The 20,148-nt window shown below is 61.8% G+C and carries 22 protein-coding genes, 3 tRNA genes and 1 pseudogene; 16 read left to right on the forward strand and 10 right to left on the reverse strand.

Features of this window, described 5'->3' with window-relative positions:
- The 3 genes and pseudogenes from Y703_RS18070 to Y703_RS0105080 form a co-directional block, all read right to left on the reverse strand.
- Positions 1 to 594 (reverse strand): annotated as a pseudogene (locus Y703_RS18070) (hypothetical protein); the annotation flags it as partial.
- A 178-nt stretch (positions 595 to 772) separates the two neighbouring features.
- A complete protein-coding gene (locus Y703_RS0105075) occupies positions 773 to 1,693 on the reverse strand; it encodes a cation diffusion facilitator family transporter (protein ID WP_026551842.1) in 921 nt (306 codons plus the stop codon).
- A gap of 44 nt (positions 1,694 to 1,737) precedes the next feature.
- Positions 1,738 to 2,097, reverse strand: a complete 360-nt coding sequence (locus Y703_RS0105080; protein ID WP_026551843.1) for a metallopeptidase family protein — start codon at positions 2,095 to 2,097, stop codon at positions 1,738 to 1,740.
- A 132-nt stretch (positions 2,098 to 2,229) separates the two neighbouring features.
- Between Y703_RS0105080 and Y703_RS0105085 the strand changes: the two genes are divergently transcribed.
- From Y703_RS0105085 to Y703_RS0105095, 3 genes are all read left to right on the forward strand, one after another.
- Positions 2,230 to 2,302: transfer RNA gene (locus Y703_RS0105085), tRNA-Glu, on the forward strand.
- A gap of 87 nt (positions 2,303 to 2,389) precedes the next feature.
- Positions 2,390 to 2,463 (forward strand) — tRNA-Asp (locus tag Y703_RS0105090).
- Between the two features lie 57 nt (positions 2,464 to 2,520).
- Positions 2,521 to 2,596, forward strand: a tRNA-Phe gene (locus Y703_RS0105095).
- Between the two features lie 143 nt (positions 2,597 to 2,739).
- On the opposite strand, the gene Y703_RS0105100 is transcribed toward Y703_RS0105095, so the two are convergent.
- The gene (locus tag Y703_RS0105100; protein ID WP_026551844.1) at positions 2,740 to 3,117 is read right to left on the reverse strand and encodes a YtxH domain-containing protein; all 378 of its coding nucleotides are present in this window, start codon (positions 3,115 to 3,117) and stop codon (positions 2,740 to 2,742) included.
- 124 nt (positions 3,118 to 3,241) lie between these two features.
- Positions 3,242 to 4,444 carry a PucR family transcriptional regulator gene (locus Y703_RS0105105; RefSeq protein ID WP_026551845.1) on the reverse strand — a complete coding sequence of 401 codons (1,203 nt, stop codon included), beginning with the start codon at positions 4,442 to 4,444 and terminating at the stop codon, positions 3,242 to 3,244.
- A 97-nt stretch (positions 4,445 to 4,541) separates the two neighbouring features.
- Between Y703_RS0105105 and Y703_RS0105110 the strand changes: the two genes are divergently transcribed.
- From Y703_RS0105110 to Y703_RS0105145, 8 genes are all read left to right on the forward strand, one after another.
- Entirely contained in the window at positions 4,542 to 5,624 is a 1,083-nt protein-coding gene (locus Y703_RS0105110) for a ferredoxin reductase (RefSeq protein ID WP_026551846.1), read from the forward strand.
- A gap of 13 nt (positions 5,625 to 5,637) precedes the next feature.
- Positions 5,638 to 6,822: a fatty acid desaturase family protein gene (locus Y703_RS0105115; protein WP_026551847.1), complete on the forward strand. Its 1,185-nt coding sequence runs from the start codon at positions 5,638 to 5,640 to the stop codon at positions 6,820 to 6,822.
- Between the two features lie 123 nt (positions 6,823 to 6,945).
- A complete protein-coding gene (locus Y703_RS21925) occupies positions 6,946 to 7,464 on the forward strand; it encodes a hypothetical protein (RefSeq protein WP_155849411.1) in 519 nt (172 codons plus the stop codon).
- A gap of 172 nt (positions 7,465 to 7,636) precedes the next feature.
- The gene (locus Y703_RS18075) at positions 7,637 to 8,038 is read left to right on the forward strand and encodes an Asp23/Gls24 family envelope stress response protein (RefSeq protein WP_343212872.1); all 402 of its coding nucleotides are present in this window, start codon (positions 7,637 to 7,639) and stop codon (positions 8,036 to 8,038) included.
- Positions 8,039 to 8,047: 9 nt separating this feature from the next.
- Complete coding sequence (locus tag Y703_RS0105130) at positions 8,048 to 8,239, forward strand: DUF2273 domain-containing protein (protein WP_026551850.1); 192 nt, start codon at positions 8,048 to 8,050, stop codon at positions 8,237 to 8,239.
- Positions 8,236 to 8,601 carry a hypothetical protein gene (locus tag Y703_RS0105135; RefSeq protein ID WP_026551851.1) on the forward strand — a complete coding sequence of 122 codons (366 nt, stop codon included), beginning with the start codon at positions 8,236 to 8,238 and terminating at the stop codon, positions 8,599 to 8,601. The genes Y703_RS0105130 and Y703_RS0105135 overlap by 4 nt, the downstream gene beginning before the upstream one ends.
- Positions 8,598 to 9,185: a DUF6286 domain-containing protein gene (locus tag Y703_RS0105140; protein ID WP_026551852.1), complete on the forward strand. Its 588-nt coding sequence runs from the start codon at positions 8,598 to 8,600 to the stop codon at positions 9,183 to 9,185. The genes Y703_RS0105135 and Y703_RS0105140 overlap by 4 nt, the downstream gene beginning before the upstream one ends.
- The gene (locus Y703_RS0105145; protein ID WP_026551853.1) at positions 9,182 to 9,802 is read left to right on the forward strand and encodes a hypothetical protein; all 621 of its coding nucleotides are present in this window, start codon (positions 9,182 to 9,184) and stop codon (positions 9,800 to 9,802) included. Before Y703_RS0105140 ends, Y703_RS0105145 begins: the two co-directional genes overlap by 4 nt.
- Here the strand turns inward: Y703_RS0105145 and Y703_RS18080 are convergent.
- Positions 9,799 to 11,553: a glycoside hydrolase family 13 protein gene (locus Y703_RS18080; RefSeq protein ID WP_035763923.1), complete on the reverse strand. Its 1,755-nt coding sequence runs from the start codon at positions 11,551 to 11,553 to the stop codon at positions 9,799 to 9,801. The genes Y703_RS0105145 and Y703_RS18080 overlap by 4 nt on opposite strands.
- A 175-nt stretch (positions 11,554 to 11,728) precedes the next feature.
- Between Y703_RS18080 and Y703_RS0105155 the strand changes: the two genes are divergently transcribed.
- From Y703_RS0105155 to Y703_RS0105175, 5 genes are all read left to right on the forward strand, one after another.
- Positions 11,729 to 13,084: an ABC transporter substrate-binding protein gene (locus Y703_RS0105155; protein ID WP_026551854.1), complete on the forward strand. Its 1,356-nt coding sequence runs from the start codon at positions 11,729 to 11,731 to the stop codon at positions 13,082 to 13,084.
- Positions 13,085 to 13,197: 113 nt separating this feature from the next.
- Positions 13,198 to 14,163, forward strand: a complete 966-nt coding sequence (locus Y703_RS0105160; protein ID WP_026551855.1) for a carbohydrate ABC transporter permease — start codon at positions 13,198 to 13,200, stop codon at positions 14,161 to 14,163.
- Entirely contained in the window at positions 14,160 to 15,122 is a 963-nt protein-coding gene (locus Y703_RS0105165; RefSeq protein ID WP_026551856.1) for a carbohydrate ABC transporter permease, read from the forward strand. Before Y703_RS0105160 ends, Y703_RS0105165 begins: the two co-directional genes overlap by 4 nt.
- A 6-nt stretch (positions 15,123 to 15,128) precedes the next feature.
- Positions 15,129 to 16,154, forward strand: a complete 1,026-nt coding sequence (locus Y703_RS0105170; protein WP_026551857.1) for a LacI family DNA-binding transcriptional regulator — start codon at positions 15,129 to 15,131, stop codon at positions 16,152 to 16,154.
- Positions 16,155 to 16,163: 9 nt separating this feature from the next.
- Positions 16,164 to 16,910 (forward strand): alanine--tRNA ligase-related protein, encoded by a 747-nt coding sequence (locus tag Y703_RS0105175; protein WP_026551858.1) that lies wholly within the window; start codon positions 16,164 to 16,166, stop codon positions 16,908 to 16,910.
- Positions 16,911 to 16,959: 49 nt separating this feature from the next.
- Here the strand turns inward: Y703_RS0105175 and Y703_RS0105180 are convergent, their stop codons facing one another.
- From Y703_RS0105180 to Y703_RS18085, 4 genes are all read right to left on the reverse strand, one after another.
- The gene (locus Y703_RS0105180; protein WP_051427327.1) at positions 16,960 to 17,814 is read right to left on the reverse strand and encodes a DUF8083 family protein; all 855 of its coding nucleotides are present in this window, start codon (positions 17,812 to 17,814) and stop codon (positions 16,960 to 16,962) included.
- Between the two features lie 3 nt (positions 17,815 to 17,817).
- Positions 17,818 to 18,618, reverse strand: coding sequence for an exodeoxyribonuclease III (locus Y703_RS0105185; RefSeq protein ID WP_026551860.1), 801 nt, complete (start codon positions 18,616 to 18,618; stop codon positions 17,818 to 17,820).
- 29 nt (positions 18,619 to 18,647) lie between these two features.
- Positions 18,648 to 19,472, reverse strand: a complete 825-nt coding sequence (gene nadE / locus Y703_RS0105190) for an ammonia-dependent NAD(+) synthetase (protein ID WP_026551861.1) — start codon at positions 19,470 to 19,472, stop codon at positions 18,648 to 18,650.
- Between the two features lie 83 nt (positions 19,473 to 19,555).
- Positions 19,556 to 20,148: sugar phosphate isomerase/epimerase family protein (locus Y703_RS18085; protein WP_035763924.1), on the reverse strand; the 593-nt coding region annotated here is incomplete at its 5' end.

Here is a 20,148-nt window from a genome sequence, read left to right on the forward strand (position 1 = left end):
CCCAGCCAGCTGAGCCGTCTCGGCGGCATCTAGCGCAGCCTGGCGGGCGGCGGCAGCATCGACCCGCAGCGCCTCCCAGGCTGTCGCAGCAGTTTGTGCGTGGGTGAACGTGGTGGCGCGGTTCGCTGACAATCCATACATTGTGGACGCGCGCGACATCAGCTCATCGGGATTCTTACCGCTGAGAAGCATGGTCATGCCCGGGGTCACGCCGCCCGACCGGTACAGGTCGCCGGCCAGTTGACCCACCTGGGCTGACGCGGCGTCGTGGGTTAGTGCTGCCTCAGCGGCACGCGACCCCGTGGTCTCGGCGTTAGCCTGCCGTTCGTCGAGGGCCGCAAGAGCATCGATATAGGCTCCCTGGGACTCCATCGCTGAAGTTTGGGCATCCTGGAGATTCGATGTGGCTGCTGCGAGAATTCCCTCAATTTCTTCAACCAGTGCGGCCTTCGCCGTCGTACTGTCCAATGCGTCGGCGACCTCCGTCTCGGTGGGAATCGCGTCCGTCCCGGGAGCGGCCATTCCCGGGGCAAGGCCAACGCCGCTGAGCAGGACTGCCGTGGCGAGGACCCCGGTAGCTTTCAAGGTGCGCAAGCGCCGCTTTCCTGATGACTGCACTGTTCCCCAAATCCTCGCACGGCGTATTACACAACAGTCACGAGGATGAGGGGACGTATGTCACTTTAGCAACATTGGTCACACAAGTACCATAAACAACATTTTTGTCATTTGGCGGTTCCCGGCTGCGGCGTGTCGCAAAAGTCCCGCCGAATCAGGCATGTTGTCGACTTTCGTGAGTGGCGTGCTCGACAGGCTCGATCTGGAAGGTGCAGTGCTGGGTATCGAAGTGGTTACGGAGACAATGGTTCAATCGATCAAGCACCTGGTCCACACCCTCGGCATTGAGAGTTCCGCCATCCACCACCACATGCGCCGAGAACACTGGCACACCGGACGTGATGGTCCAGGCGTGGATATCGTGGACGCCAACCACGCCGCGGACCCCGATGATGTGGTCACGGATCATTTCCGCGTCAACTCCTTTTGGTGCCGATTCGAGGAGGACGTTGATGACGTCACGGAGCAGGCTCCAGGCTCGCGGGAGGATCATTAGAGCGATAGCTATCGACGCCAGCGCATCGGCCTGGCGGTAGCCTGTCGTCGCAATGACCACCGCGGCGACAATCACTGCCACCGAACCGAGCAGGTCGCCGAGCACCTCGAGGTAGGCTCCGCGGAGATTCAAACTCTCGGCCTGTCCTTTACGCAGAATCAGCAGACAGGTCAGGTTGGCGGCGGCACCCACCACAGCCGTGATGATCATGACGTCGGTGCGAATGTCAGGGGTTGCGGAGAAGCGTCGCAGTGCCTCAACGAGGATGACTACGGCGATCACCACGAGAATGATCGCGTTTGCCAAGGCTGCCAGTACCTCAGCGCGCTGATAACCATAGGTGCTCCGCCTGGTGGCAGGACGGGTAGCTATCCACGAGGCTAGGAGGGCAATCGAAACCCCCGCCGCGTCTGAGAGCATGTGGCCGGCATCGGCGAGGAGAGCCAGTGAGCCGGACCAGACGGCACCCACAACCTGAATAAAAACACCAGCCAGGGTGATGCAGACGACAGTGATCAGCTTTCTGCGATGTCTGCCGGTAGCGGTGCCCTGGGGCAACCCGTGATTGTGGGCGTTCATGCAGCCAAGTATCCGCTGCCTGTGCGGGATAACGCGAGTTGAGGCTATCCCCAGCCCAGCTCCTGGAGGCGGGCGTCGTCAATGCCAAAGTGATGCGCCACCTCATGGATGACAGTGACAAGGATCTCGTCTATGAGTTCCTCACGGGTGTTGCAGTGCCGGAGCAGTGGCTGCCGGAAGATGCTGATGCTGTCCGGCAGGGATCCAGCTTCCCACCAGGAATCACGTTCGGTCAGCGGGGTGCCCTCGTAGAGACCGAGGAGCTCGGTGTCGGCGTCCTCGCCGGGTGCTGGCTCGTACTCCTCTCGGACGAAAATTGCGACGTTGTTCATGGTGCGCATGAGATCCTCCGGAATCTGATCAATTGCGTCATTTACAGCGGACTCGAAGTCTTCAAGGGTCATTTCGATTGTCACATCTCGACTGTACCGTCGGAGGGGTTGGGGCGTGGGGCTTCGTTTTGTGGAATCGCGGCGCAGGCTTTATAGTTTTATAGGTTCACAGCAGGGGAAAATTTCTTCCCTCGTGTGGCTAAGGCCCCCATCGTCTAGCGGCCTAGGACACCGCCCTTTCACGGCGGCGGCACGGGTTCGAATCCCGTTGGGGGTACGTAGGAGCAGATCAGTTTCGAAGCAGTTCGAGGCGGTCAAGAACTGGCTGAGATGCTGGTAGTCTAAAGCTCTTGCAAAAAAGCAAGGCCCTGTAGCGCAGTTGGTTAGCGCGCCGCCCTGTCACGGCGGAGGTCGCGGGTTCAAGTCCCGTCAGGGTCGCTCAGGTCTGCCAGCTTCGGCTGGTTGATCGCGGTGACTGTCGTACGATGGTTGCACGGCTCTGTAGCTCAGTTGGTAGAGCGTTCGACTGAAAATCGAAAGGTCACCGGATCGACGCCGGTCGGAGCCACCACTGTAGGAAATTCTGAAGCAACAAAATACCCCGCCTTTCCAGCCGGAAAGTGTGGGGTTTTTTGTGCTCGATCTCAGCCACCGATGACCCACGGAGAATGCTCCGCACCCTCATCCAAGGGGTACGGAGCATTCATCAGTGTCTTAGACGGTATCGGGGCGGGTCTCGTCGTCCTGGTTCTGGAACGGGGGCTCCTCAACCTTGGCAGGGTTGCCCCCGGAGGGGCCAGTGGATGCGGAGCCGTTAGACGATGCCTTGGCATCGTCGGCCTTGTCGCTCCGGTGCAGTGCGCCGGAGACTGACTCCTTGGCTTTCTTGACTGCGCCGCCAGCCTGTTCCTGCACCTCCGGCATCTTGTGCTTCAGGGTGGAAGTGGTGTCAGCGACCGTTTCCTGGACCTTCGGGTTGTTCCACAGTTCATCTGCTTTGGTCTTCAGCTTCTCGTAGCTGTCCCTGCCGGCACGCGAGCCGAGCACATAGCCGGCGGCCATGCCTGCTGCGAATACGAGTTTGTTCTTCATGATGGTGCTCCAATCTGATCGTCCACGGGTTCCCGTGGAGGGATAGCTAGTTCGAATAGCCAGCAATCTTATAAGTAAGCTTAGTTTAAATTTTCCTGAGCTAACAGGGCTGGCCGATCGATCGTTACCGCCGGCCCGCATTCAGTGCGAGCTGCAACTCGAATCGGACCTGGGGATTTTCCAGCTCGGCACCGAAAGCCTCCCTTAATTGGATAAGCCGGTAGCCAACAGTCTGCGGGTGGATCTCCAGTTCCGCGGCAATTGGCGCCCGCTGCCCCCAATGCTTCAGCCAGGACAGAAGGGTTTCCACCAGCCGCTCTCGTTGGGCCGGGCGGAAGCCGTCCAACGGCGCCAGTCGGCGCCGGGCAAGCTCACTGACGGCAGTGGGCTCAGCACCGAGGATTACCTGCGCCAGATGCTCATCGGCCCAAATCGGCGGATCGTCGGGGCCTTCACGCGGTGGAAAAACTGTTGCAGCCAATACTGCCAACCGCAGCGAATCGGGTACCCGTTCCCAGCCGGTGGCTGGCCCTACAGCAGCGGACCGTCCCTGGAGTGCCTTTGACAGCTGGCGCCGCGCCGCAGCAGTATCGCGGCTGGGGATCAGCACAACCGCGTCTGTTTCCCGTTCGACCAGCAGCGAGCCGGGGTCGAGCTGGCGACGCAAGCCGGCGGCCCGGTCAAGAGGTAGCGTCACCACTGTCAGTTGCGCTGGCAGCGCCCAGTCGGCCATTGACGCTGCCTGCCGCAGGGCCGCCTCGTCAGCCTGCCCCAGGAGCAGTAGCTCCAGCAGTTCTGTTCGCCGCCGGTCTACTGCCCCGGCCCGTTCGGACTGTTCAAACGCGTATGCCTCGGCACTGACTGCCGACAGTTCATCGATATAGGCAAGGATGGACTCGCCGAGGTTCACCACTACCTCAAGACCTAAATCCTGCTTCATCGAGATCCTCGACATCTCCCGGAACGTTACCCTGGCACCCATCCGGTAAGCGCTCAATAGGGCGTCCATGCTTCGTCCCTGCCGAAATTCACCACTGCCCAGGCCGGCGACCAGCTGTCTGCTTTCCTCCGATAGGGCAGGCATCCTGGTCCCGGGCAGCTGCAGGAACCGTTCAAGTGCGACGGCGACCCCCCGGCGGAGACCCCGCCCAAATCGACCCTCAATAGGTCTCGCATAGGTCGGAACCAGCTGTGGCACAGCTTCAATAATCGCTTCCACGACCCCCGGCATCATGGGCCGCAGTAGGGCGCTGATCTCCTCCGGGAGGGCGAGCCAGGGCGGTTCCAATGCCGCACTGGCTGTGACAACAGGCTGTGCAAAGCTCATGTGACGCCTCAAATACTGTTTCGAAGAAATAGTTTTCAGGGCTCAATCGTATGCGCTGCTAGGAGAAGTGTGTCAGTTCTTATCCTAAACTTGGAGGATGATTCGGCTCCGTCAATTGGCCCGGGCCGCATCCGTCCTGACCACTCCTCTCACCCCTGAAGACATTCTTGCCCTCTTCAACCCGGTGTATTCGAGCCGTCAGCTGCGCGGTGTGGTCACAAAGGTAGTGTCTGAAACTCCTGACTCGGTCACCATCCACTTCCATCCCGGATGGGGTTGGAAGGCGCATCAGGCTGGCCAATGGGCCCGCATTGGGGTGGAGCTAAACGGCGTCCGCCACTGGCGCTCGTACTCGTTGAGCGCCGCAGCAGGGACGGACCCGGCAATCACCGTCACTGATGCCGGAGCAGTCTCGGGCGTCTTGGTGCGCAACACCAAACCTGGCGACGTACTTTTTCTCGCGCCCCCACAGGGTGAATTTGTGCTCCCTGAGCACCCACGTCCCCTTTTGATGCTCACAGCCGGTAGCGGGATCACACCCGTGATGTCTATGGTGCGAACCCTTGTTCCCCGGCGGCCGGATGCCGACGTCGTCCTCATCCACTCGGCCCGCACGCCAAAGGACAGCCTGTTCCTGGAAGAGCTGAATGAATTGGCCGACCAGTTTTCGAATCTACGCGTCACCCACCTGTTCACAGCTGAACGAGGACGGCTGGATTTCGGGTCGGACACCGATCTTCAGGAGCTGTGTTCGGACTGGCGCGAACGTGCCGCTTACGCTTGCGGTCCTGAAGAGTTCCTCGATGACGCCGAGGCTCTGTGGGCAGCCCAACCCGAGTTGTCTACCGGCAAGGAAGCCGCGGCCCGCAGCACACTGACCATTGAACGGTTCAGCACCAGTCTTGCTGGCGGCGAGGGGCACGACGGCGGACTCGTCCAGTTTGAAGCCTCCGACCGCGAAGTTGAAGCGGATGGCGATACACCGCTGCTGGACGTGGGTGAAGACGCCGGCGTGCTGATGCCTAGCGGGTGCCGGATGGGCATTTGCCACAGTTGTCTGACCCCGCTGCGTGCCGGCCAGGTGCGCGATCTTCGCACGGGGGAAGTCCATGGGGACCCTGGCCAACTTATTCAGACGTGTGTTTCGGCGGCAGCCGGACCCGTCAATCTGGACCTTTAAGGAGTATCACCGAATGACGACACTGACTGAACGTACCGAAACGAAGCCCACAGTTACCCGGCCGGGGGCCCTGGCGGCAACAGGACATCCGCTGGTGCGGCCGCCGGCGGCAGCGCATCTTTCCGATGAGCAGGTTGCGGAGCTGGGGCGGGAGCTGGACGCGGTCCGCGACGAGGTGCTTGCCAAGCGGGGTGCTACTGACGCCGCGTACATTCGTCGAGTAATCAAGGTGCAGCGTGGGCTGGAAATCGCTGGCCGCGCGTCTCTATTGGTGGGCCGCAACAAGGCTGCCTGGGTGGCAGGGACGGCAATGCTCAGCGCCGCCAAGATCCTCGAGAACATGGAAATCGGTCACAACGTCCTCCACGGACAATGGGACTGGATGCGGGATCCTGACATCCACTCCACCACCTGGGAGTGGGACTTCGTAACCCCGGCACGGTCCTGGCAACACACCCACAATGACCTTCACCACCGTTGGACCAATGTGGTTGGCAAAGACCGCGACGTCGGGTACAACTTGCTTCGAATGGACGCGGACCAGCCATGGACCCCCTTCAACCTGGGCAATCCGCTATACAACGCCATCCTGGCACCGGTCTTCGAGTGGGGAATCGCGCTCTATGACCTGGAAATCCCTGAATACAAAGAGGGCCTGAAGTCCAAGGAGGACATGTCGCGGGACCTCAAGGCTGTTGGCGTCAAGGCGGTGAAGCAGTTCACCAAGGACTATGCTGCTACGCCCGCCGTCGCCATGCTCACCGGGTCAGGAAAGCAGGCCCTGTACGGCACGCTCGCCGCGAACGCCATCCGCAATGTCTGGGCGCATGCGGTTATCTTCTGTGGGCATTTCCCCGAGGGCACCGATACGTTCACGGAGGAAATGGTCGAGGGTGAAACCCGCGGTGACTGGTACGTAAGGCAAATGATCGGATCGGCCAACATCTCCGGCTCCAAGTTCATGCATCTGATGACGGGCAACCTCTCGCACCAGGTGGAGCACCACTGCTTCCCGGACCTGCCATCGAACCGCTACGCGGAAGTGGCAGTGAAGGTCAAGGAGATCTGTAACCGCTACGGTCTGCCTTACACCACCGGGCCGCTACCCAAGCAGGTTGCCTCCACCTGGGCGAAGGTGTTCAAGCTCGCGCTCCCGGATAGCGGGCGGTTTTCGCTGCGACCTAAGGCGACTTCCTGATCGTTCGCTGAATACTCGCTAAGAAAGCGCCCCGGTCAAGGAGAAGACCGGGGCGCTTGTGCGTTAAGTAACATGTCAATGGGTGGTGAGTGGGATCGATCTGTGGGATTAGGAGTTGCTTGGGTGTTGAGATCGCGTGTCGCTAGTGCCGCCGTATGCGCGCTTGCCTTGGGTCTCACCGGTTGCGGCGGCTCCGTCCCCGAGACGGCCGGCACAGCTATAGAGCTCCCTGAACTACCCTTTGAAGACCCCACCTCAGAGGGGATCGAGCGATCCCCCGAGAGCGCTCAACCGCCCCCGGACCCGGACGATTCAGGAATGAGCGGCGGAGATACCTCCCAACCGGCCGATACCAGTACTAAAGATTGTGTCATTGTGGCCGCTGGTGTCTCATCAATACTGTTGGCTCCGCTGAGCTTCATGGGCTCGGCGGACGACGAAACTGTTGAACGCCTCCACGATCAGATCGACGACGTGCGGTCGATGGTCCCGGCAGAGCTAGTCGATGACTTCGATCGGCTGCAGGAGGTAGCCGCGGCCAGCGCCGAGGACAGTGGAAGCTTCGACGAGAGCTCCTACCTGGAAGCTGTCGCGCCGATTGAGGAATGGTTGCATCAGCACTGCAACAAGTCCATCCAATAGTTAGTCGATAGCCCCAGGGACAACCGTGCCTTCCTGCGCGGGTAACCGTTAGGCTGGGCACAACGAAAGGGAAGCACAGCCGATGGACGAGAACCTGACACCACCGCCCGGACACCGACCGATTGAACATTCGCCTGAGGCCGCTGGTGGGTCCGCCTCAGGTGACATGGGAATGACCCTTAGTGGTGCTGGTGGTAAGACCACTATTGCTGACCCGGCCGTGGCCAAGGTGGCGGCCATCGCTGCGCGAAAAGTACCAGGGGTCTACGGCCTGGGCGCGGGCACGGGGAGGGCCCTGGGCGCTATCCGCGACGCAGTCGGTGGTAGTGACCTGAGCCAGGGAGTGCAGGTTGAAGTAGGGGAAACCCAGGTGGCAGTGGATATTGTCCTGGTGGCCGAATACGGGTACCCGCTTACTGGCGTCGCCGATCAGGTACGCGCGGCGGTTTACCACGGCGTCCAGGAACTGGTGGGGCTGCAGGTGATCGAGGTAAACGTCGAAATCACCGATGTCCACGTCCCGGGTCTGAATGACCCGAAGAGCCAAGACAAAACCCGTCCCGTTGCAAGTTAGGCCACCACCATGACTCCCACAGTAGTTGGCATAGCGCTCGGCGCTGTTCTCGCGTTCACTGCACTCATTTTCGGTTTCTGGGGGTTCCTCCTCATGACTCTGTTCGTTGCTGTGGGCGCCCTGTTAGGCAGGGTTGCCGAGGGCAAACTGGACCTGGGTAGCGTCCGTGACGCCCTCACTGGCCGCCGCTCCTCCTCGTGAGCGCCGTTCCACCGGCTCCCGCGGGGCACAACCGGATCAGCACCCAGGCGCTGACCAGTACGGCGCGAGCCGTAGCCGCCGATGTGTTTGGCATTCCCGCGCAGCAGATCCGTGCGAGCTGGTCCGACGATCAAGGACTGTTGGCTCTGCGGCTGGCACTCCCCATTGGAGTTCCATCACTCACCCGCACGGTGCGGGACCCGACACTGGTCAGCCGCGCCGGCGGGTCGATCTGGGACCGTACCCATGCGTCAAAGGCGCTGATCCTTCAACGGGTGTCGCAGCTGAGTGGGTCCCGGCTGAGCCGCGTCGACATCAGGATTACAGGCATCAGGATAATCGAGGGGGGACGCGCCAAGTGAGCGAACAAATAGGGCAGCTGACCCGAAAAGTAGTGCGCCGCGAGCTGCATTCCTCCCGCGCAGTGCCCTCGGTGGTCGCCGCTGTCCTGATCTCGTTTTTTTGCCTCTACGTGATGCTTGAAGCGGCCCTGAAAGCGACCGGGCAGGAAGCCTGGCTGGTCAGCCCAGAACAGGCGGGCGCCTGGCTGGGTGATCTGCCCGGCAACCTTCAGGTAGCCCCGTTGGCCGTCGGTGGGCTCTTGGTGTTCCTGATCGGGGTGGCGTTGTTCCTCAGTGCCGTGCTCCCGGGACGCCGCGCACGGCACACCATCCCCAACTCACGCACGGCGATAGTCGTCGACGCTGAGGTGCTCGCCTCGGCACTGGCCCGCCGAGCGCGGGTCGCCGCTGGGGTGACGCCAGATCAGGTGACAGTGACTGTTGGACGTCGCGCTGTCGATGTACAGGTGCGCCCGACGTCGGGTGTCCCTGTTGACGTCGAAGGTATCCGCAGCGTCGTTGAGGACGAGTTGGCTCTCACCTCCGTTGAACCGGTGCCCACAGTGCGGGTTGCCGTTGCCCCCTCAGGGGTGATTGGCCAGTGAACCAGACTCCGCGCGTACTGAATCGACTGTTGCTGGGGCTCCTTGGGGTGTCTCTGATGTCCTTGGGTGCGGCGGCGGTGCTGCTCGCGGTACCAGCAGTGGGCCGCTGGTGGAGGTCTGCTGCGGTTGGGCTGGGCCAGTCGATCAACGGACTCCTGGACCGCACCACCCTCGCTGGCCAACGGGACAGCTGGCTCTGGATTGTGGCGGCACTGTTGATGTTGCTAATAGTGGCTCTCATGGTCGCGTGGGTGGCCGCGCAGGGGCGGGGACGTTCCGGGACCTTGGCCCAGGAGGACAAACTCGGCGAATCCAGTGACGAGGTCGCCGGGCAGGTCACGATCAACGGATCGGTGGCAGAGCAGGCGTTGAAGGCCGCGCTACAGGAGCGCGGGGATTTGGTGAACGCCGCGGTCACCACCTACCAGTTTGCTGGTGAACCAGCCCTGAAGATCAAAGTCTTTCCGCGGTCGGGGATTTCCCCGCACGAGGTGGCAACAGAGGTAACCGACCTGGTTGAAGCACTTGATCTGCTGGTAGGACGCCAGACGCCGGTGCTGATCAGCATCAGCGCCGGCGCCCGAACCCGCTTTACCCGCGCGGAACGGGTGCGCTAACTCACCGAGTCGGCAGGAATCAGCCACACCGATGCGTTGGCGGTGAGGCGTCCACCGTCAATGGCTGCCTCAGTGCTGGCAAGAATCACCCGGTGATCCTGCGGCAGGTCAATTGTCTCTATTCCCATGTTGGCCAACACCAGTACATCCCCGTTGCGATAGGAGAGAACACCCTCCTGGGGGCTGTTCATGGGTGTCCAGTCCAGATATCCGCGGCCCAGTTCATGGTTCCGACGGAGTTCTAGCGCGCTACGGTACAGCTCGTAGGTGGACCCATCCACGTCGACCTGCACGTCAGCTGCGTAGCCAGCGAAGCTAGAGGGCTGCGGGAGCCATGGGGCCGCACCCGGCGCGCTCACGGCGTCGTACATTCCGAACCCGAAGCCGGGTGCTTCAGCGATCCAGGGTAGGGGAACCCGGCAGCCATCACGACCGATCTCCTTGCCGCTGGTGCGGGCGAAGGTGGGATCCTCGCGGACGACGTCGGGGAGAGTGGTGTGCTCGGGCAGGCCAAGTTCGTCCCCCTGGTAGATGTAGGCGGAACCGGGCAGGGCGAGCATCACAAGGGCAGCTGCGCGACCGCGGACGAGCCCCAACGTTTCGTCGGGCTGCTCGTGGTCCGTGCCCAGACCCTTGGGGAACTGGGTGGGATCCTCAAGGCCGAACCGGCTGGTGTGGCGGACCGTGTCGTGGTTGGACATCACCCAGGTGCTGGGCGCCCCCACCTTCCCGGCCTCGGTCAGGGATTCTGTGATGCTTTCCGTCAGCTGGGCAGCATCCCACCCGGCCAGCAGGAAATCGAAGTTGAAAGCCTGCTGCATTTCATCGTGACGGACATAGCGGAACAACCGTTCAGCCGGCTCAACCCAGGCTTCGGCGACGAGCATGCGATCGCCGTCGTACTGGGCCAGGACCCTGTTCCATTCCCGATAGATATCGTGTACACCCGGCTGGTCGAAGTAGGGAGGGGTCTGGTCGAGGTCGGTGGGGCGGGACTCATCTGTTTCCGCCGCCCGGCCCGAGCCTCCGCCGTCGATCATGTGGGTCTGTTCGGCCCAGTCAGGCAACCCGGCAGCCTTGACCATGCCGTGAGCGACGTCGATGCGGAAGCCATCCACTCCGCGGTCCAGCCAGAAACGCAGCACCGAGACCATTTCGGCACGTACCTCAGGGTTGTCCCAGTTGAGGTCCGGCTGCTTGGAATCGAAGAGGTGCAGGTACCACTGCCCGTCATCAAGCCGCGTCCAGGCGTTGCCGCCGAAGATGGACTGCCAGTTGTTCGGTGGCAGTTCCCCGTGGGTGCCCTTTCCTTCACGGAAGATGTAGCGTTCGCGTTCCAGCGAACCGGAGGGGGAGTCTTTGGCAGCCTTGAACCACTCGTGCTCGTCGGAGGTGTGGTTAGGTACCAGGTCAACGATCACCTTCATGCCTGACTCGTGGGCCTCGGCGAGCATGGAGTCGAAATCCGCCAGGGTGCCAAACAGCGGGTCGACGTCACGGTAGTCGGCGACGTCGTACCCTGCGTCAGCCTGCGGAGAGACATAGAACGGGGAGAGCCAGATGGCGTCGACACCTAGCTGCCGTAGATAGGGAAGTCTGCTCCTGACGCCCGGCAGATCACCCATGCCGTCAGCGTTGCCGTCCGCGAAGGATCGGGGGTAGATCTGATAGATTACCGCGTCCGCCCACCAGGGGCTCGGGGTTACGGGCGCGTCGGTCGGGTGGCTGACAGCTGGTGCCGAGACGGTCATGAACTCTCCTAGGAGAAATTGGGGGGTAGGAGCGCGCGTCACGATTTGATATCGAACGGTGTGACATCCGGCAGATGTCTTGTCGTGGAGTACGTAAGCGCTTACATTCATTCTATCAAACGCTTAGGCGGGGCGCTCTTTATTCGCTGCCACTGCCAGACAAAGGAGTCTTTTCATGGCGACAATTCGCACCAAGAAAGCGCTGCTGCCGATCGCGGCATTGAGCGTACTGACACTGGCCCTTTCGGCCTGCGGCGGCGGGGCAGCCGACGACAGCGAGGGCGGCGGCAACGAGCCGGCTGCTGACTGCGCGGCCTACGACACCTACGGCACCTTCGAGGACACCGAGGTTAGCGTCTACGCAACCATTGTGGACACCGAGGCTGAACTGCTCGAGAACTCCTGGGCCGACTTCACCGAGTGCACCGGTGTCGAGGTGGTTTACGAGGGATCAAAGGAGTTTGAAACCCAGATCGGAGTCCGCTCGCAGGCAGGCAACCCGCCGGACATTGCGATCTTCCCGCAGCCGGGCCTGCTCGCTGCCGAAGTAGCGGGCGGCAATGTCCTACCTGCCCCGTCCGAGGTTGAGGCACTGGTGGACGAGAACTGGTCCGAGGATTGGAAGGGCTACGGCACAGTCGACGACGTCTTCTACGGCGCTCCCATGCTCGCGAACATCAAGGGCTATGTCTGGTACGACCCGGCAGTCTTCACAGAGATGGGATGGGAAATTCCTGAAACACTCGACGAGATGATGACCCTAACCGAGGACATCGCAGCTGACGGCACAATGAAGCCGTGGTGTGCAGGCTTCGAGTCGGGTGAGGCGACGGGCTGGCCGGGCACCGACTGGGTTGAGGACTACGTCCTCCGCCAGGCTGGCCCGGAGGTCTACGACCAGTGGGTGAATCATGAGATCCCCTTCAACGATCCGCAGATTGCTGAAGCGTTCGATTCCGTGGGCGAGATCCTGAAAAGCGAGGAGTTCGTCAATGGTGGTATCGGGGACGTGCGTTCGATCCTTTCGACACCGTTCGCTGATGCCGGCCAGCCGGTTCTCGACGGTACGTGTGCCATGCACCACCAGGCATCGTTCCAGGCCGCCAACTGGCCCGAAGGAACGACAGTTGCTGAGGACGGCGACGTTTGGGCGTTCATGACGCCGGGCGTAGAGGCAGGGAGCAGCGCAGTTACCGGCGGCGGCGAGATCATCGGCGCCTACACCGACCGCCCCGAGGTTGTTGCGTTCCAGACCTTTATGGCCAGTGGAGAGTTCGCCAATGCACGAGTGTCCCAGGGCAGCGGAATCAGCGCCAACCTTGCGCTTGACCCATCGGTGGCAACCTCAGATTTGGACCGCCAGTCAATCGAACTGCTTCAGAGCGAAGAAACAGTCTTCCGGTTCGACGCATCGGATCTGATGCCGGGCGCTGTCGGCGCCAACTCCTTCTGGAGCGGCATCGTGGAGTGGATCAACGGTACCGAGACAGAGGAAGTCCTCGACACCATCGAAGGCACCTGGCCTCAGTAGTCTCCAACCCAAACCCGGCGTCCCGTCCATCGGGCGGGACGCCGGGTTTGTCCTGACACTCTTCACACGGTGTACTTTCGCACCGACCCTTTTCGCACCAAGGAGGCTGCGTTATGGAGGATCTTGGTAATAAGTTCCTGCAGGTGGTGGTGGCTCTTGCCATTTTCGCCGCCATTATTGGATTGATCATGCTGCTGGTCGACCGGGCGCCGAAGTCCTTCCGGGACAAGGCAACTGTCATTGGCTTCCTCGCGCCAGCAGCGATCCTTCTGGTTGTCGGTATGATCTGGCCTGCAGTCCAGACCACCCTGCTGGCGTTCACCGACCGTGACGGGAACATCAACGGGATCGATAACTTCATCTGGATGTTTACCGAATCGACTGCCCTCATCACCCTGCGCAATACGGTGCTGTGGGTGATCCTGGTTCCCCTGCTGTCATCCGGCATAGGTCTGGTGTACGCCGTATTCATCGACAAAGCTAAGGGCGAACGCACCCTGAAGGCTCTGGTCTTCATGCCGATGGCCATCTCAATGGTCGGTGCCGGCGTTATCTGGCGGTTCATGTACGCCTACAAGGGGCCGGAGCAGGACCAGATTGGGCTACTCAATCAGATTCTGGTGTGGTTCGGGGGAGAACCCCAGCAGTTCCTTCTTGATGCCCCCGGCAACACCTTCTTCCTGATCGCTGTGATGGTCTGGATCCAGGTGGGCTTCGCGATGGTGATCCTCTCGGCAGCCATCAAGGGTATTCCGATGGAGATCGTCGAAGCGGCCCGGCTCGATGGCGCGTCAGCGTGGCAGCAGTTCCGTGACATCACCATCCCCTCCATCCGCGGAGCCCTGGTGGTAGTGGTCACCACCATCACCATCATCACGCTGAAGGTCTTCGACATCGTGCGCACCATGACTGCAGGCAACTACGACACCTCAGTGATCGCCAACGAGATGTATACCCAGGCGTTCAGAGCCAACGAACCGGGCCGCGGCGCCGCGCTGGCCCTCATTCTGTTTCTGATGGTGCTCCCCGTGGTCATTTACAACGCACGAGTCCTCAAGCAGCAAAGGCAGATCCGATGAGCTCGACGCCGACCATCCCGCCGATCCCCGCTTCTCCCGGACCTGCCGACTCTCCGGCCGTGGCCCAACCGCCCATCACCCGCCGGGTGAAGCAGCGCCTGACATCTCGCGGGGCCACCATTGCGGCGATCATTATCGCCACCGTGTGGACCATTCCCACACTGGGGCTCCTGATCTCTTCCTTCAGGCCCGAAGAGAACATCCAGCGCAACGGCTGGTGGAATGTACTGGGCGATTTCGAGTTCACCCTCGACAACTACGCGGACGTGCTGGTGTCGGGAGGTAGCCAATCCCCGAATTTGGGTCAGTACTTCGTTAACTCACTGGCGATCGTCATCCCGGCCACACTCATACCCCTCGTCATTGCGGCCATGGCCGCCTATATGTTCGCGTGGGGGAAGTTCCGAGGTAAGGACACGATGTTCGTGTTCATCTTCGCGCTGCAGATCATCCCCCTCCAGATGGCGTTGATTCCGCTGCTGAAACTGTTCGTCAACCTGCAGATCGGTGATTTCCAGCTACTCCCGTCGGGTTCCTACGCCCAGCTATGGATTGCGCACACCATCTTCGCGCTCCCCTTGGCGATCTTCCTGCTCCACAACTTCATTGCCGAGATCCCCGGAGAGGTAATCGAGGCAGCCCGGGTGGATGGGGCCGGGCACGCCACCATCTTCTGGCGGATCATCATCCCACTGTCGGTTCCTGCCCTCGCCTCCTACGGCATCTTCCAATTCCTGTGGGTCTGGAACGACCTGTTGGTGGCACTGGTCTTTTCTGGAGGTACGGGCGACGTCGCCCCCATCACCCAGCGGCTGGCGGAACTCACCGGGACCCGCGGGGGCGAATGGCACCGACTAACTGCGGGTGCGTTCGTTTCGATGATCGTTCCACTGCTGGTGTTCTTTGGCCTCCAGCGGTACTTTGTCCGCGGTCTGCTGGCGGGTGGTCTCAAGGGATGACCCGCGATGACAAGCATTGAGGACGTCGCCAAGTCGATCGGTGTCTCAACGGCAACCGTCTCACGGGCGCTGCGGGGGCTCCCCGGAGTGTCTGTCAGCACCCGGTCACGCGTCTTCGGCGCCGCCAACACACTTGGCTACGTCCCGTCGTCGTCGGCGTCCGGCCTGGCGTCCGGCCGGACCATGGCGATGGGTGTTTTGCTGCCACTGATTGAACGGTGGTACTTCTCGGCAGTGTTGGAGGGCGTGGACCGGCAGCTCAGGGCCGCTGGCTATGACCTGGTGGTGTTCAGTCTTGGTGGATCGGGCGTCAACCGTGAGCGGGTATTTCACCGGTCCATCCTTCGTAAGCGGATCGATGCGCTCCTGGTGATGTGTATGGAGCTCACCGATGATGAGCTGCAGTCGCTGCAGGCGCTCGATTCGCCCACCATCGTGGTGGGTGGATCGGTCAAAGGGGTCCGCCATGTGGGGATTGACGACGACGCGGCAGCCCGCGACGCCGTCGCGCACCTGATTGACCTGGGGCACACCGAGATCGCCCACCTACGGGGCGGCGGCTCGTATGGCATTGAGTTTGAGGTGCCTCGGATTCGGGAAGAGGCCTATCTCGCCACGATGGCGGCGCACGGGTTGCCGGTTCGGCCGCAATGGTCACTGTTCGGTGATTTCCGGTTCAAGCAGGGCAAAGAGGCGGCTCTGGTCTTGTTGCGGGACCCGGCTGACCGTCCAACAGCTGTGTTTTGTTCATCGGATGAGATGGCATTCGGGGTGATCAGTGCCGCCGCAGACCTGGGCATCCGTATCCCCGAGGAGCTTTCAGTGGTGGGAATCGACGACCACGAGTTCGCTGAACCACTGGGTCTGACGACGATCCGGCAGAGCCCCGAAGAGCAGGGTGCGTTCGCTGCTGACCTTCTCCTGGCGGAGCTGGAGGGAGGCGTGACCGTGGCCGACCCCGCGCCGCGCCCGCATAAGCTGATCATCAGGAGCTCCACTGCGCCGCCCTTTCGGCGCTCCGTGTGTGGATAGACTCAGCTGATGGCTACCGAACTGACCTACCTGAACGATTTTGTCGTGTTGACCGGCGCCGCGCGCGTGCTGTCGGTCAACGCCGTCGACGACGACAGCCGCACCGACGTCGTTCTCGACCGGACTTGCTTCTACCCGCGCGGCGGGGGCCAGGACTGGGACACCGGGGTCATCAGAGGAGCCTCCGGGGACTTCACCGCGGACTTCACAGTCGAGGAGGTGCGCCTCGATCCTGAGGGAGTGGTGCATCACCTCGGAGCCGGGCCACTGGCTGTCGGCGACGAGGTGTCGCTGCAGGTCGATGTCACCCGACGGATGGTTAATACCCGCCTGCACTCGGCTGGTCACGTGGTCGACCTAGCCGTGGAACGCCTCGGCCTGCCCTGGGTTCCCGGCAAGGGCGCCCACTACCCCCACATGTCGTTCGTTGAGTACGACGCAGTGCTTCCGCCGGAAGAAGTGGAGGCAGTCCTGGCCCAGGTCCAGCAGGCGGCCCGGGGCGTGATCGACGCGGGAAGCAGCAACGAAATCCGGTTCATGCCCGTCTCGGAGATGGGCGCCTACTGCCGGAACGTGCCTGCCAACATTCCCACCAACAAGCCGGCCAGGATTGTGCTGTATACGGCTGACTTTGGCGTACCGTGCGGGGGTACTCATGTGGCGGACGTCAGCGGCATCGGCACTTTGACCATCACCAAAATAAAGTCCAAGAAGGGTCTGACGAAGGTGTCCTACGCCGTCGACGGGATCAACTAGCCCCCCGACGTCGGCTTTCCGGGGGGATGGAGCTGTGCCGCCGAGTCAACTAGTTGGCGCGCGCCAGCTGCCGGATCGGGATCCAGCGGGAGGCAAGCCGACGATACGACGCCGCTGCCCCGGTCATTTCCCCTTCCGAGAGACATTCGATGCCCATCCTGACATCCATTGGGGATTCATCAGGAAACACCAGGTCGGCTACCGGGCCATAGTCCAGCTCCACTACCGCGTCCAGGCGGAACAGCTGGAGCCATTCGATGATGTCGGTCAGGTCATCGATCAGGTCGAGTTCAGGCGCGGCAATCGCCAGCGACGCCAGTGCATGCTTGGCCCGCTCAATACACTCATGCACCGCTGCAGCTACCCGAACGGTGCGTACCGTGCCGCCGTCCTCGATCACCTCGGTCAGGTCATCTTCATGGATCAGAACAAACCAGGAGAACGGAATTCCCCACGTTGCGGAGCGGGTGTACAGCTTGGCGGTGGTCTCGGCGACAGTCTCGGGATCGAGCCGCGCCTGATGAGCGTCAGTCGCCGCCTCGGGCAGCAGCACGTCCACCAGGGGGCCGCGAATCGTCTGTCCCAGGGATTCCGCTGCCAGAGACGTGCGCACCGCCAGCTGGTTCGGGCAGTAGTACTGCGCAGTGACACCGTTGCTGCCGGGGAAGTGAAGGACCCGGACCAGATCGGTGTCGTGGTGGGGGAACGGGTCCGAGACCTGCCGGAGGATCCGCCGCAACGAGTTGGTGCGTTCAATCCCCTCCGTGTCCTTGCGGTCCCGCGACCGCTGTTCAAGGATCACCAGTTGTTGGGCATCGCCGAATGCCTCAAGCGGTTCAAAGACCCTGAGGAATGACACGTAGGGAAAGGTATGGCCCGTGGCGGCCGGACCGATGGCCGCCATCAGTTATCCCAGATCCACAACAACGGGCGCGTGGTCAGAAGCGCCTTTACCCTTGCGTTCCTCGCGGTCAATGGAGGCGCCTGTTACACGTTCGGCAAGGGCTGGGGAGGCCAGGACAAAGTCGATACGCATGCCCATTTTCTTTGGGAAGCTCAGCTGCTTGTAATCCCAGTACGTGTAGACGCCGGGGCCGGGAGTGTGTGGGCGGGCGACGTCGGTAAAGCCTGAGCTTTCGAACGCGTGAAACGCCGCACGTTCCTGGGGGCTGACATGGGTGTAGCCCTCCGTCTGGAACAGGTCAATGTCCCAGACATCTTCATCCTGAGGGGCGATGTTCCAATCACCGGTCAAAGCGATCTGGGCTGTTGGGTCTGCGTCAATCCACCCGAGCGCCTTCTCCCGAAGAGTATCCAGCCAGTCAATCTTGTATTGCATGTGGGGGTCATCGAGGGAGCGACCGTTGGGGACATACAGGCTCCAGACCCGCACTCCGCCGCAGGTGGCACCGATCGCCCGGGCCTCCTGGATCGGTTCAGCGTCCTTCCCGAAGAGGGGCTGACCCTCAAAGGTGCGTTCGACGTCGTCGAGCCCCACCCTGGAGGCGATGGCAACCCCGTTCCATTGGCTCAGGCCGAAATGGGCCACCTCATAGCCGTTGGCTTCGAAGAGATCCCACGGGAAATTCTCGTCCTTGCACTTGGTTTCCTGGATCGCCAGGACATCGACGTCGGAGCGGGCCAGCCAGGCTTCGACGCGATCCGCGCGGGCTCTGAGGGAATTAACGTTCCAGGTGGCAATCTTCACAGGGAACACGTTACCAATGTCCGTGAGCGTTAGCCCCGCCACCACTTGTCGAGAATGGTCACGGGCACCGTTCGCTTATGACGGGTGATGGAATGGCGGCGTTCGATGGCGAGTGCTGCTGGCTCGTCGATCTCCCTGCCTTCCAGATAGTCGTCGATCTGGTCGTAGGTAATCCCGAGTTCGTGCTCATCGGCGCGGCCGGGCTGATGATCGAGCAGGTCAGCGGTGGGAATCTTGCTATAGATCTGTTCGGGTGCACCGAGTTCCTTGAGCAGCGAGCGGTTCTGGCGCTTGTTCAGCCCGAACAGGGGCAGGATGTCAGCGCCGCCGTCGCCATACTTGGTGAAGAACCCGGTCACCGACTCCGCTCCATGATCGGTGCCGATCACCAGGAGGTTGTGCTGCCCGGCGAGGGCGTACTGGGCGATCATCCGCGACCTGGCCTTGATGTTTCCCTTGGTGAAGTCAGAGATGTCCTCACCGGTGGCGCTGGCATACTCGGCTTCGAACCCGTCGACTGCCGCTGCAACGTTAAAGGTGCGCTGGCTCTTTGGCTGGATGAACGTGAGGGCTGCCTGCGCATCATCCTCATCATGCTGTTCGCGGTAGGGGAGCCGGACGGCGATGAAGTCCGCCTCGATACCTTCTTCGGCCAATTCGGTCACTGCCAACTGGGCTAGTCGGCCGGACAGGGAAGAATCCACACCGCCGCTGACGCCGAGGACAAAACCGTGGGTTCCGGTGGCCTTGAGGTAGTCCTTCAGGAAGGTGACCCTGGCAACGATTTCCGCCGCAGGGTCGATCGTGGGCTGCACGCCCATTTCCTCGATGATAATGGCTTGGTTTTCGCGCATACGGAAAGGCTACTACCTGAGCGTTTCGGGCGCGTTACGGCAAACCCCACCCGCACCGCTCCTCCGGGGGACGAAGGAGCGTGCTACTGCTTGAAGGCAGCGTCGAAGGAGGCCTCCGACGGCCCAAAGTTGAACTGCTTCAAGAAGGCAAGCGCCTGGGGCGCGCCCTGCAGCCGATCCATCCCGGCATCTTCCCATTCAACCGAGATGGGCCCGTGATAACCGATGCTGGTGAGCGCCCTGAAACTGTCTTCCCACGGCACGTCGCCGCGGCCGGTGGAGACAAAGTCCCAGCCTCGGCGGGGGTCGCCCCAGGGAAGGTGCGAGGAAAGGATGCCGTTGCGGCCGCCGCCCACCCGCATCTTCGTGTCTTTGCAGTCGACGTGATAAATCCGGTCGGCGAAGTCTGAAATGAATGCCACCGGGTCAATCTGCTGCCACAGAAAGTGGCTGGGATCCCAGTTCAGGCCGAATGCGGGACGGTGGCCGATAGCTTCGAGCGCGCGCTGGGTGGACCAATAGTCGTAGGCGATCTCGGACGGGTGCACCTCGTGAGCGAACCGGACACCGCACTCGTCGAACACATCGAGGATGGGGTTCCAACGGTCGGCGAAGTCCTGGTAGCCGGTGTCGATCACTTCCTGCGCTACCGGCGGGAACATTGCCACGTACTGCC

The organism is Arthrobacter sp. H20, from assembly GCF_000520515.1.
In the GTDB taxonomy this organism is placed as follows: Bacteria; Actinomycetota; Actinomycetes; order Actinomycetales; family Micrococcaceae; genus Arthrobacter_D.